The sequence below is a fragment of the Paenibacillus hunanensis genome (assembly GCF_014645615.1).
Lineage (GTDB): Bacteria > Bacillota > Bacilli > Paenibacillales > Paenibacillaceae > Saccharibacillus > Saccharibacillus hunanensis.
In genome coordinates this window covers 92,928-106,668 of the sequence record NZ_BMMB01000003.1, presented here as the reverse complement: position 1 = coordinate 106,668, position 13,741 = coordinate 92,928, and the positions used below count along the sequence as shown (strand labels likewise).

The window sequence follows — 13,741 nt, the reverse complement described above, 5'->3', positions numbered from 1 at the left end:
CGATTAAATTTTAGCTGTTCTTTTTTCGGAAAATAAAGTATGATGTGTGTAATTAAATGATGAACGAGGAAGCACCTCGCACTTGGATAGTTTATATACTATTCGTGCGAGGTGCTTTTTTTGTTATGTGGAGGAGAGCGGAATGAAGCAAGAAGCTATGATTCAATACAAGAAAAGTTTATTTGTACCCAAGTTATTCCAAACCTCGTTGTGCTCACTAATTCTGGTGTCGGCATTTGGCCCGGTCGCTTCGGCGGCGACTGAAGTAAAGGCGAATATTACGAAAATCACGAACCAAGGAAATGCAGCTTATTTGGAGTTTTCCGTGCCGATGGTTGGCGAAGATGTTCTGACTTCGACCGGATTTGAATCGGGTGAGGAAACTCCTGATTTTTACTGGCGTGGGAATGGTAATCAGTCTATTGTAACCAACCCTATCGGTAGTGGTCGAGTCGCTTCGCTACAGGATACGATCACGAATAGTCAGGGCAATCTGTATGACTATCCAGATACCAAGGCAATCACATCCCGTTTTTCACTACGTGGAAGAAGCTTGCCTGATGACGCGCTGATCAGCGTTCAATTTGATGCTTTGAGTACCAAAGGAACGAACTGGATGCAGTTTGCGGCGGGTACAGGCTGGTATGATCGCGGCTTTGATATGATAGATGATCACGGGCAAAATATACTATACGCAGAAGCGGTGAATTGGAATAATGCACCGCAAACCTTTCGTATAAAAACAGCTAATGGTATCGCTTATCTACCAGATGGTCAAGTTCGTACTGTTGTCTCGTCCAGAGCACAGGATTATACGTACGGATTGCTTCAATATCAATGGTCGCAAACAAATCAAGCCTTTACACGCGTACCGGGTCAGTCTCAACCGTGGAGTGTAGCATGGCCGAATGGGCAGACAGTCACCCCAAAAGTTGAAGCATTCGGAGTTGGCGAACGTGTGCTATCTCATAACCAGGGCGCATTTGTATTCCCGGAGCGTACTATTCCGTCTGACCGTACGTGGCGAACCTATTCCATGAATACACAGGTTTCTCAATTGACGTATTATAATCTGATGAAATACGGCGTTTTTCCATCCATGCAGTGGAAGACAGATGGATCAGTCTACATTGATAATTTGAAATTTGGCTATGCGGAAAGAGCCAACATCTATCGCGATGGGAAACAGGTTTATTCAGGTTTTGAATCTTCCTTTACCGATAGTGAAGCTACAGATCAGGCAATCCCTAATCCGGTTACGAATCTCGGCTATTCATTTGCTCGTAGTAGTAAGCAAATTATAGCTAATTGGACACCTGCAAGTGATACCGGTACAGAATATGCTTATAAAATTCAGGGTCAATTGCGGAATGGAACAGTAGGTGCGATTCAGGATTCTAAGGTAGTTTCCGTTACATCTGGTATTAAAGGATATATTGTAAAGCTCGATGCCAACCCGGACACCCAGATCATATCGGGAGACATTTCGACATCCAGCACCTCAATGGCTATCACGCCTGCATCAGGAGATCGTTATCTGCATGTGGCAGCTGTAGATCAGGCAGGGAATATTTCACCGACTCAGACGAGCGAGCTATTAGACAATGATGCTCCTAAGCTACTACTCTCTCAAACAGATTCTAATCCAACGAGGTCGGGTACAGTGATTTCTGTTCATGGACTGGATGCAACGATATGGATCGATTCGATTACATTGCCGGACGGTAAAGTTGTACGCTCGGACACTGCCTCGTTTATTGCAGCGACTAATGGCTCTTATACCTTCAAAGCAACAGATTATATGGGCAATAGCACGCAAAGCACGATTGAGATCAACAATATCGATATCACGCCGCCGACAATCACTACACCAGCTGATCCGGCGTATGCGAATAGCTATTATGCAAAACCATTTTCGATCCCTGTTAACGTAACGGATAATTATCCAGCCAAGCTTAACGTTCAATATTACCTGTCTCCCAATCCAGACATGCCTGATTCCAGCGTTGTGGCATGGAAGGATGTCGACCCTAATTTTAATGTGAGTATCGATCAGCTAGGTAGCTGGTGGATATATGTAAAAGCACAGGATAGAGCTGGAAATCAAACGCTAGAGCGATTAGGTTCATTTACATATTTACCATTACCGGATGCAGTTCCTGTAGAAGATATACAGATTACTTCTCCAGACCCGCATAGCTTAACTATTAAGCTACGAGAGCGCTTAGCCGATCTGTCTTATCGTGTTTATATCAATGATGTATTTATGCGCCGAAACGTCTTCTTACCTGGATCGGATACATTGACGATTTCTAATCTCACTTCGGGAACTGCATACTCGGTATCCGTAGAACCCTCTAACCCTTCTGGGAAAGCCAGTCGTACCATAATACAGGCAACTACTCGTCCTGAAGCAGCTAGGATTGCTACGATTCTACCTGTAGAAGGAACAGAGAATACCGTGACTGCTTCGGTATATGACATCCCTGGAGTAGATCGGTATGTATGGGAGCTATACGACGAGCAAGAGATCAAGGTAACTACAATGGAAAGCCAGGGTACGACACAAACGTTTAACGTTATTCCGAATGCTCATTACTCTCTACGGGTGCATGGTCTGAATAGCGCCGGTGAAGGATTAAGCGGCATTCGTAATTTCCGAGCCTTGCCGACACTCTCTGGTTTACATGTAGTCAACGTAGAAACCGATGCCCTACAATTAGGCTGGCAAAGTGTCACCGGGGATGTTTATTATGATCTGTACCGTGACGATCGGAAAGATGGGATTCGAATCGGTGCAGAAGGTACCGTCATTGGCGATACGTACACCTCCGTTACAGCAGCAACCTATACACCTGATATGATCGGCTTCAATGATTCAGGTCTACAAAGTGGAGCCGAATATCATTACCGTATTGCAGCCGCCAATGCAGCTGGCTATAGCCTATGGCGTAATGTCTCGGTATGGACGTTACCTGCTATGCCAGACATTCGTGTGTCTGAGGTGACAGATCATAGCTTAGTATATGATTGGCAGCCCATCCGAGGAGCAGCGGCGTATCATGTATATCTCAATGGTGCTTATATCGGTAGACAAACAGGAACAAGAGTATACCTGTCTGATCTTGAAGCTGGAGCTGACTATCACCTGGATGTATTAGCTGTAAATGCAAGTGGAACAGGAGCAGCTGCACATATTACAAAAGCAACGCTACCTGTGCAGCCACGGTTTACCGCATTATTACCTCAAGAAGATCGGGTCACGATCCAGCTGGATACCCAGGCTGCGGATCGATATGAGTTTCAGTATAAGGGAAGGGTCTTCCAGTCTGTAGCTGCCCATGCTTCCATTCAAGTGACAGGCTTACACGCAGGGGAGTCGATAACTGGTGAATTGATTGCTTATAATTCATCCGGCGCTTCCAAGCCACTTGCCGTTACACTGCATACACTACCAAACGCTGTTACCAATCTCCGCGCCACCTCATCCGAATCGGAAACAAGATTACAATGGGATGAAGTCAAAGGCGCTGTACGTTACTGGGTAGAGACAAGCCAAGGATTGATCACAGTAGATCATAATTATTGGACTACAGAAGCGATTGCGCCTAATACATTAGGTACGTATCGTGTATGGGCAGAAGGCATTGCTGGGAAAAGCTTGCATGCAGCTGAAGTGAGTAGCATGGGTGTACCCCTTCCGATGATGAGTGAGCCTGTGCAGGTCAGAGAAATGAGTAGTGATGGCGTTACGCTAGCCTTTAATTCTTTTCAGGGTGCTACCGCATATTATATTTATCTCAATGATCAGCTGATCGCCGAGACCAATGACACGAGTTATCGTATAGATCACTTACAATCCGCGACCGAATACAGCCAATATCGGATTCGTGCGGTAAATGCAATGTCAGAAATGAGTAAATCGTACCCTGTGTCCTTTACTACGTTGCCAGCGAATGGCTTTACATTTGACGTGATGAACAAGAGTACTCGTTCTATCGATCTGAATGTGAATGATGTAGAAGCCAATGCTAAAGTGATCGTCCGACTACAGCTTTCTACAGGGGAGATGAAGGAGGTCTACAGCGGCAAAGCAGGGCATATCCAAATAGACAATCTTTCCGCAGATACAAGCTATAAAATATGGGTTCACACTCTCAGTGCAGGCGGACCTAGCACTGCAAGGTTCATCGTTGTACGTACGGATCAGAAAAACTCGAATCATCTACCCGATATTACGCAGCTTATCGCGCCACATGGTGATTCATCGCCAGCACCTACCGTGCAGCATACCGATCTACTGCCAGCAAAGGTGGAGAACCGTATTGTATTTCATGATATCGATGATCGGTACTCGAAGGATGCCGTATATATGCTTGCTGGAAAAGGAATCATTGATGGATATACAGATGGTACTTTCCGCCCCAAATCCGCGATAACGAGAGCAGAGTTTATCGTTATGCTTGATAAAGCAGGTCTCTTACCGAACACCAAAAGCGAGAACAGCTTTACTGATCTTCCTCCAGACGATTGGTATGCGGATGCGATTAAGCGTGCAGCAGGCGCTGATATCATTCACGGTTATCCAGATCAAACGTTCAAGCCCAATCAGATTTTAAGCCGCGCAGAAGCAGCTAAGATCATCGGTAGAGTGCCTATAGAGAATGCCGTTCATAATGCTACGCATTCCTTTACAGATGATACAGCTATTCCAGCCTGGGCAAAGGATGAGATTGCTAGTACATCCTATTTTATTGGGTACGATAATGGAAAGTTCGAACCGAACAAGAAGATTACACGTGAGGAAGTAGCGACTATTTTGTATCGGATGTTCAGCAATTGAATATGGCACAACTTGAAGGAGCATCGCTAGCTGTGATGTTCCTTTTTTTATGTACTATTTTCAATACATTGCTGTTATATAGTCTATGGATATCCGGGCTAACTCATTGCTGAAGCTACGCATTGAGCTATGAGTTAATCAATTGATTGAGTTTATAACTTTTCTAAGTTGGCATGTGATTTCTAAGCTAAGTTGTAATTTTTAGACAGTTATAGTTTTTAGGCTGTAGTTTATTATAAGGCTGTATTATCATCTACCTTCATTACATCGTGTAGCTTTCCCGCTAACTCTTTCCCCTTTGAAAATTTTCAAATTAAATTGGTATGATCAAAATGTATTGAAATTGGAGCTTATACCAACCAATATCTCATGCTATTCTAAATCATGTGAGCTATACAGCGTATTTAAAAAGAATATCTCGATATGTTGGAGGAATACACGTATGAAAATTTTTGTTGCAGGTGCAAGTGGCGTCATTGGGAAATTACTACTTCCGCAGCTCGTCGAAGCAGGGCATGAAGTGATTGGAATGACGAGAAAAGAAGAGCAAAAGTCATCTATCGAGCAAGCAGGAGCCCGAGCTGTCCTTGCAGATGTTTTTGATCGGGAGCAAATGATGAATGTGCTAAGCCATGTTCAACCGGATGTGGTTATTCATCAGCTAACTTCATTGAGCGGCGGTAGCTCAGCAGAAAATGCAAGAATACGTATCGAAGGAACTCGCAATTTAGTCGATGCAGCCAAGCAAGCTAATGTTCAGAAGATGATCGCGCAGAGCATTTCATGGTTATATGAACCGGGTAAGACTCCTGCGACAGAAGATACAGCAATAGACCTACATGCAGCAATGCCAAGAAGTACGACGATTAACGGAGTTTTAGCACTGGAGCAAGCAGTTCAGGAAATACCGAAGCATGTCATTTTGCGATATGGTACGCTATATGGCCCGGCAACCTGGTATGCTGAACATGGAGATATAGCAGAGAAGGTACGCCATAAGGAGATGGCTGCAACAGACGGAGTCTCTTCTTTCCTCCATGTGGAGGATGCTATAAGGTCTGCTTTGCTGGCATTAGACTGGCAAACGGGTACGTATAATATCGTTGATGATGAGCCGGCAAAAGGGACTGCATGGTTACCGATCTATGCTCAGGCTCTAGGTGCGCCTGCACCCGATATGCAATCTGGAGCAAACGGTTGGGAAAGAGGCGCATCGAATCATAAGGTTAAACAGGAATGCGGATGGTCGCCTCAATATGCGACTTGGAGAACAGGTTTTTTTGATTGCATGGGATAAGCTAGGTAGAATACGCTTTGCAATTAATTAGAATTAATGAACATTACAATTAGATATAAAGGGTTTTCGAAGCCTATTCAAAAAAGCAATTCGTATTCACTACGAATTGCTTTTTTATATGTACGGTTGTCTTCATAGATAGGGGATAACTACTCAAGCTGAACTGGCACATATTCGGTTAAAAATCCGACGATTTTTTCAGACCCATAGCTCCTTGCTATATCAATCGGGGATTCTCCTTTTGAATCTGTAGCATGCACATCTGCTCCATGATCTAATAGGTGCTTGATCATATCTACGGGTTCATCATCAGGAGAACCGCCTGTTTGCATGGTTCCATCGATAGATAAATCTACCGCCTGGTGTAGAGCAGTCCAACCGCCGTTATAGGTGTAATTAATATCTGCTCCGTTTGCAAGCAACAGGTCTATTATTTCTATATTCTCGTATTCAACAGCAAACATCAAAAGTGTCCAACTGGACTGTTCGAATAAGTTAGGATCGCCACCGTTTGAGAGATACGCTGTTACAAAGGCGATATCTCCAGCAGCTATTGCTCTATATATATTATATTCAGATTCACTCATGTAGCAGCCTCCTATTCATATTGAATCTATGTACAAAATCATGTATACCATCTAATCTATCATATGAAATGTAATTGGAAAAATCCATACAAGCAAAAGTAGCACACTGTAACTAGCTAGTATACCTGACTCTCCAGTCCAAGTAGAGACAATGTTTCTCTTCGTAGCCACATCAAGATTAGTATAAAATAGACTTAAAACAGCGTGAATAGAATTGAACAGTAGGATGGTCACCGAGTAATCGTATTATTTTGTATCGAATAGCAAAGGTAGGGATGATCATTGCTAGAAACTAAGCGACTTTTTATTAGAGAGATGGTACAGTCCGACTTGGATGCCTTATGTACAATATTATGCGATGAAGAGGTCATGCAGATTGCTTATGGACATGCATTTACTGTGGAAGAAGCACAGCAATGGCTTAATCGAAACCTCAAACGATATGAAGACTATGGTTTCGGATTGTGGGCTGTCATATGTAAAGAAACGAACGAAATGATAGGTCAGTGCGGTCTAACGATGCAACAATGGCGAGGGCAAGGCATTTTAGAGATCGGATTCTCATTTCAAAAAGCATACTGGCATCAAGGCTATGCCATAGAATCGGCACTAGCTTGCAAGGAGTATGCGTTCTCAGCTCTTAACGCAGATTGGGTGTACGCTATTATTAGGGACATCAATATCTCTTCTCAAAAAGTCGCGATTCGAACTGGCATGCAAATGATTGATCAAGATAGTAAAAATTTCAGGAATATCGATATGGAATTGCTTTTGTATGCTGTAGAACGAACAAAAGAGCTCAATCAGAACCGATCGCTCATATTGCCTATAAGCTCGGATTTGAATATCCAGCTAACTTCTCTAAATTTTTCAAAGCACGAACAGGATTATCACCTAATCAATTTAGAAAATAGTAAAGCCGAGCAATAAGCTAGAGAAATACCCCCTGACATGGCTCAAGGGGTATTTATTCATCTAGCCGATGATATATCGACATAATCAGTATTCTCTTTTTAAATCAAATGAATACGAACTCCCGAGCTACTTTCGTTTTTTAAATAATCGGCGATCTAAAAAATAACCTATACACAGCGAAAGTACAACAAGCATAACCGGAATTCCAAACGACTCCTTGGAAAACGGCGCTCCTTCTAGCTGTAAATGATCTGTCGCCCTGTATTCGAGACGTTTGGCGGCGAAGCGAGCTGTCATGATATCCTCCTGTTTGGATAGATCTTCAAAGGCAGGCTCCATCGCAAATCTCTGCGACATGTTTTGGTGCAGCCATAACCATTCCGTCTTCGTATTCAATTGCTTCCATTGCTGCACATCCTTAGCAGCCATAGTCTCAGCTTCAGCGCCCACAACAATCATCCTGGATAAAGATGGAGCTGTATTCATGTTATAACGTGCTATCAAATTCAACCCGTGCCGGGTCACAATCGGTTGATGCTCACGCGCTATAGTTAAGGTCGTTGTGGTTCCAGATGCTCCATACGTATCAAAGGCAGACGCCAGGTCTAATTCATCTGCACCCGAATATAACAGCACGCCTGCTTTGGTCTTATTCCATTGATAGGATTGATTCAGAATGTATGTAATATCACTCAACCCTGCGGTGAAGGGCTGCATTGCTGGCTCCTTCACATAATGGTAAGAAGGGTAGCGAAGCTCGTTCGCTATCTGTTTTGCTGCTGTCTCCCCTAATTGCTGAGATAGAACATACAGCGTCGCATCCATTCCAGATGTAAGACCGGCTGAAGAGACAATATGCCCTTGTGCCACATAACGTTGATCCTGCACCCAATGAATTTGAGGATAGGTTTTGATCAAGCGCTGAATATCTCCCCAGTGTGTCGCAGCACGCTTCCCATCCAGTAATCCAGTATCCGCTAGATTCTCTGCGCCATTACATATGGATAATAGAATCGTTTTCTCACTGGAATGCTTACGAATCCATTCGCGAACAGGAGCATAGCTCTGCTCATTTAGAATGGGCATAAAAGGGATCACGATAATATCCGGACTTTTGCCCAGCTTGTGATCCAGGTCTGCAAAGGAATAATGAGGAATGACATCCAATCCACCCGTTAATGACTTGATTTCCGTATCTGGTGCAACACTGAATACGTTATATTTGTCTGTGAGAGCAAACATCTCGTACGGAACGAGAAAATCAAAAACCTCGGTTACATCGTTAGCTAATAACACAGCTACGGTGGGCTTGCTTGGATCATATGCAGGTATGCTTACATACTCCAGACGTGGAGACTGACGGTGATCATATCGAGACATTTCTGCATTGGTTGTATATACGAAGCCTAATGCCCCTGCTCCTCCTACGATAAGAATAGTAACTGAAAAATACATGGCAATGCGTAATAAAACGTTCACTGACCTGTTCCCCTTCCGACTGGATAATATGTCACTCAAGAAATATACCAATTGCGAAATAAATATACACTTGTCCAAGGACGGATTACAGACCTTGACTGCGGATGGAGAAGGTACTGGACTTAGGTCTATTTCGTTTTTTGTACAAGACCCATTAGAGCTATGCTTGTTGCCTGGCATCGCAAATGTTTTCCAATAACGTGACATGTATTGATAAGGAGAGAGAAAAGGAGGAACACAGATAAACGCCAAAGAAGATATTATACAAGCGATAGTAATATGTAATTGATCGATTTATGAAATGTATTTGATTGGAGAGGAGTGCATTAACATGAATTTTCGTTTACCAGAGGCTATTGAGATTTTGGAACGTACGCCACAAACATTGGAATCTTTTTTAGCAGGCTTGTCAGAGGCATGGCTACAAAGTAATGAGGGTGAAGGCACGTGGAATGCATACGAAGTAGTTGAACATTTTATTGAAGCAGAGAAATATAACTGGATTCCAAGAGTAGAAGCTATTGTGATGCAAGGGGAAGAGAGCCGATTTCCTGCATTCGATCGGTTCTCGCATTTGAAAAGAAATTCAGTGCGTACTGTGGATGAAGCATTGCAAGAGTTCAAAAGCATTAGAATGAGCAATATCTCTATCCTCAAAGATCTTATTCAAGCCAACCCTGATTTAGAAAAGATCGGCTTACATCCCGAGTTCGGAAGCGTGAAGCTAAGAGAACTTTTATCGGCGTGGGTAGTTCACGATTTTACACATATGGCACAGATCGTTAGGGTGATGTCGGAAAGGTACAGAGATGATGTAGGCCCCTGGATTGCATATTTGGGGATTTTGAATAAGCGTTAACTAGGCTCGCAATGATCGGTAAGCATATATTCACATTCAAGCCGCTATGATGTAGCGGCTTTTTAGTATGTCGTTATATCTCGTCATAGCTGGTGTGCAGGTGGATGGTAATCTGAGGAGCAGATGTAAGGAGGGGAAAGGGATTCTCTTGCTAGTAAAGAGCGGCAAATTGGTATGAAGAAAACGGCGCTTAGTGGTACTTAAACCATTCAAAATGTTCATGTTAGCATAAATGTAACAGCATGCTGTACAAATTCAAACTAGATATCCATCCTAGCTATGATCTAGCAATAACAGGCTTGACGTTGGAATGAGAGGAGAGCATATGAATGCAGTAGATTCTAAATCATATCAACCCGGCAGGATAGCTTACGTTATAGCCATAACATTCATTCTATTCATGGTAGGGCTGGCTGAGTTTTTGCAACGTTCAGAGATTATTTTACCTGAGGTTGCAGCGATGGCCATTGCGATGTGGGTCTATAGAGAGCCGGGATGGATCAGACGTCCGTCTGTAATCTTCATTGCACCGACGGTTACCGCTATGATGGGTCTGATCATAAATCAGTTCCAGATCGCTTTTACGGTTAAAGTAATCCTTACTCTAATCGCGATGATGTTGTTTCTACGAGCGATACGTTCTAATTTTGCACCCGCTATTGCTACAGGACTATTGCCACTCGCTGTACATACAGAGGACGGGGGATTGGTATGGATTGTCCTGAGTTTCACACTGATCCTGATGGCTGTAGTAGTAGTGCTCCAGCTTCATAAGAATCTCCCGGCAAGCTCGATGATCCAATACAAGTACATGATCATTTTTCTAGCCATTGCATTATGCTGGCTTGGTATTTGCTGGATAATGGGAAATGAACAGCTGGCGGTGATTCCTCCTCTTTTTGTCGTGGTGTATGAATCACTTCAAAAGCAAAGCTACTCGGTCAAAATAGCAGGTAAGCAGGTTCTTACACTAACGCTGTCTGCAACGATAGGTACGACTATGCTCTTAGAGCTGGATTCGCAGCTGTTAGCTACGTTGATCGATATGCTTAGCATTATCGTGATATCACGCCTTTTTCATATACGGATTCCTGCGCTGTACGCTATACCATTATTGACCTTTATCTTTCCTATCGATAAGGTGGAGCTTTTACCCCTTTTTGTATTTTGTGCAAGTCTATTTATGCTTAGCCTGGTTCTGTTATACAAGCTTATGGAAAAGAAGGTATTCGAGCATAAGTATCAAGCATAAGCAACTCGGATACATAGACAGAAAGTGAACTCTGGAGGAGCAATATTATGATATTTGGTCTGATTGCAGCACTTTGCTTTGGACTATCCGATTTTATAGTTACTCAGGCCACGCGAAAGCTTCAAACCTTGCCTGCTTTGCTTGGAATACAGTTCATCGCTTCACTTTTGCTGGGTGGGTATATTCTTATCCAATCGACTTCTACACCAGATGCTCTACCCTTAGTGTGGATGAGCATGATCGGCATCAGTGTAGTCAATTTTGTAGGTACGTTATTGTTATACCGAGCCTTTGAAAAGGGGACATTGTCCATCGTTTCGCCGATTGGATCGGGATTTGCTGTAGTGACTGCAATGCTTGCTTTTGCAGGCGGTGAGCGTTTACCCTTCAACTCCATTGTCGGGGTAGTCCTGTTGATCGTAGGAGTATTGACCGTAACAAGATCGATTCAAAGCAATAGACAACAGGTAACATTAGCCGGCATACCGGAAGCTGTTATTGCCTCTATATGTATGGGAATTTATTTCTGGGCAATCGGCTTCATTACGCCCTATTTAGGTGTGATTCTTCCGGTGCTGATTACGCGGATCGTACAATTTTTCTGTACGCTTCTACTGATACGTGTGAAAGGAATTCAATTCCCACGCATAAGCCTGTCTACTGGCATGATTCTGGTTGTAGCCGCACTGCTCGATACCGGAGCGCTGCTTTCATTTAATAAGGGACAAGCGGTAGATTATACGACAAGCACGACGGCCCTTACTTCCTTGTATAGTGTCATTACAATATTGATGGCTGGCTGGATTTTGAAGGAAAAGCTGATCAAGACACAGTGGATGGGTATTGGCATTATTCTATGCGGAGTTATTATTGTAAGTATCTAATATGGAGTTATTCAAGCGATACAGGAGGAAGGACATAGACCCTTCCTCTTTTTCTATAATGAGTATTTATAATGAGTAGATGTAACTTAACTGCGCGGCTCACCAAGCTATATAAATGACGCCAGCGTCTGAATGCCTTCGGACATTTTAGCTTCATTCACATTGCCGAAGCCCATAATAAGGCTGTTATTGTACTGATCCTTGCGAATCGTATAGCGTTCGGCGGGATAGATTTTGATACGATGCTGCTCCAGCTCCATTGCGGTTAACAGGTTAGCATGATGCCCTGACCAGGTTGCGATAAGATGTAAACCTGCTGCGTCACCGGTAATCTGAACCTTATCTCCAAAGGTGTTTTTTAGCGTCTGAATCAGATGCGTTCTGCGTTTATGATAAATACGTTTCATTCGTAAAATATGGCGTTTCAAATGTCCTTCGTTCATAAAGCGAGCCAGGGTCAATTGCGGCAATGTCGCACCGTGCATATCAGCAGTACGCTTGAGCTGTATAATCGGCTCGATCAGTTGCTGTGGAGCAATCATATAACCGATTCGTAGTGCAGGGAACAGATTCTTACTAAACGTCCCTACATAGACGACACGCTCGCTATCAAGCTCGCGCAGCGTATGAACAGGCATACCTCCATAACGGAACTCGCTATCATAATCATCCTCTATAATATAAGCCCCCGTGCTGCGAGCGTAATCCAGCAATTGGAGCCGTCTACTGATCGATAAAATACTGCCAAACGGAAATTGATGAGAAGGTGTGACAAAGATACATTGGGGAGTCACATCGGTAGGCAATTGCTCTACACATAGACCGTCCTGATCGACAGGTACGGGGATCACCTGCGCCTTCGTTTTAGCAAAGATGTTATGAATAAATGTTGCGGTTGGATCTTCGATCGCAATCGCTTTGTCAGGCGTTAATAACAGCCTGCTAAGTATTGAGAACGCCTGAGTTGCACCCGCTGTAATGATAATTTGCTCGGGTAGACAGTGAAGACCTTTGATATGAAGAAGATGATCACAGATAGCCTGACGCAGCCCTATATCACCAGCTAGATCCTCCTGATATCCCAGCATCGATGCAGGGAGGTCATGGTACACGTCCAGCTCAGCTCTTTTCCACTTTTGCAAAGGTGCATATTCCAGCGCAGGAAAGCTAGGTCGAAAATCGATCTCGTCTAGGCGATCTTCACGAGCGGGAGCGACGTGCTTATGCTCATTGAGCTTTCCCTCCGAATGCAGCTGAATCGTTTGCATCGTTCTCATTGCACCTATATCCTTTACAAAGGTTCCTGCGCCTTGCTTGCCTTCCAGAAATCCTTCAGCTATTAATTGCTCATACACCTCTACAATTAAGGCTCGTGAGGCTCCAAGTTCTTTGGCTAATTCTCGCGTAGAGGGAAGAGAGGTGCCTGCTTTGTAAATACCTTGCATGATTCGCTCTCTGATCCACGAATAGACCTGCCGAGTCTTCGTTTCATTTTGTTCGGAATGCATAGAGTTCTCCTTTCACTCTAAAGTGGTATGGTAAAAATGTGTATGAAGTGGATCTAATGAAAACCAATATATCATGCTACTATAAATCATGCCAAATCCAATTCTGATAGAAAGAAG

The 13,741-nt window shown here is 43.5% G+C and carries 9 protein-coding genes; 6 read left to right on the top strand and 3 right to left on the bottom strand.

Annotation, left to right across the window (positions count from 1 at the left end; genetic code table 11):
• The first annotated feature begins 142 nt into the window (after positions 1-142).
• Both IEX62_RS06830 and IEX62_RS06825 read left to right on the top strand, forming a co-directional pair.
• The gene (locus tag IEX62_RS06830; protein ID WP_188774692.1) at positions 143-4,843 is read left to right on the top strand and encodes an S-layer homology domain-containing protein; all 4,701 of its coding nucleotides are present in this window, start codon (positions 143-145) and stop codon (positions 4,841-4,843) included.
• Positions 4,844-5,285: 442 nt separating this feature from the next.
• Positions 5,286-6,140, top strand: coding sequence for an NAD-dependent epimerase/dehydratase family protein (locus IEX62_RS06825; RefSeq protein ID WP_188774691.1), 855 nt, complete (start codon positions 5,286-5,288; stop codon positions 6,138-6,140).
• Positions 6,141-6,289: 149 nt separating this feature from the next.
• Here IEX62_RS06825 and IEX62_RS06820 read toward each other — a convergent pair whose 3' ends face one another.
• Positions 6,290-6,727 (bottom strand): ankyrin repeat domain-containing protein, encoded by a 438-nt coding sequence (locus tag IEX62_RS06820; protein WP_188774690.1) that lies wholly within the window; start codon positions 6,725-6,727, stop codon positions 6,290-6,292.
• Between the two features lie 282 nt (positions 6,728-7,009).
• On the opposite strand from IEX62_RS06820, the gene IEX62_RS06815 reads away from it, so the two are divergent.
• Positions 7,010-7,657, top strand: a complete 648-nt coding sequence (locus tag IEX62_RS06815; RefSeq protein ID WP_431522823.1) for a GNAT family N-acetyltransferase — start codon at positions 7,010-7,012, stop codon at positions 7,655-7,657.
• Positions 7,658-7,768: 111 nt separating this feature from the next.
• Here the strand turns inward: IEX62_RS06815 and IEX62_RS06805 are convergent, their stop codons facing one another.
• Positions 7,769-9,121 (bottom strand): DJ-1/PfpI family protein, encoded by a 1,353-nt coding sequence (locus IEX62_RS06805; RefSeq protein ID WP_229685661.1) that lies wholly within the window; start codon positions 9,119-9,121, stop codon positions 7,769-7,771.
• 331 nt (positions 9,122-9,452) lie between these two features.
• Here IEX62_RS06805 and IEX62_RS06800 point away from each other — a divergent pair, with 331 nt between their 5' ends.
• The 3 genes from IEX62_RS06800 (at position 9,453) to IEX62_RS06790 (ending at position 12,116) form a co-directional block, all read left to right on the top strand.
• Positions 9,453-9,980 (top strand): DinB family protein, encoded by a 528-nt coding sequence (locus IEX62_RS06800; protein WP_188774689.1) that lies wholly within the window; start codon positions 9,453-9,455, stop codon positions 9,978-9,980.
• Positions 9,981-10,305: 325 nt separating this feature from the next.
• On the top strand, positions 10,306-11,232 hold the full coding sequence (locus tag IEX62_RS06795) for a hypothetical protein (protein ID WP_188774688.1): 927 nt from the start codon (positions 10,306-10,308) through the stop codon (positions 11,230-11,232).
• 47 nt (positions 11,233-11,279) lie between these two features.
• Positions 11,280-12,116, top strand: a complete 837-nt coding sequence (locus IEX62_RS06790; protein ID WP_188774687.1) for an EamA family transporter — start codon at positions 11,280-11,282, stop codon at positions 12,114-12,116.
• Between the two features lie 107 nt (positions 12,117-12,223).
• Here IEX62_RS06790 and pdxR read toward each other — a convergent pair whose 3' ends face one another.
• Positions 12,224-13,624, bottom strand: a complete 1,401-nt coding sequence (gene pdxR, locus IEX62_RS06785; RefSeq protein WP_188774686.1) for a MocR-like pyridoxine biosynthesis transcription factor PdxR — start codon at positions 13,622-13,624, stop codon at positions 12,224-12,226.
• Positions 13,625-13,741 lie beyond the last annotated feature (117 nt).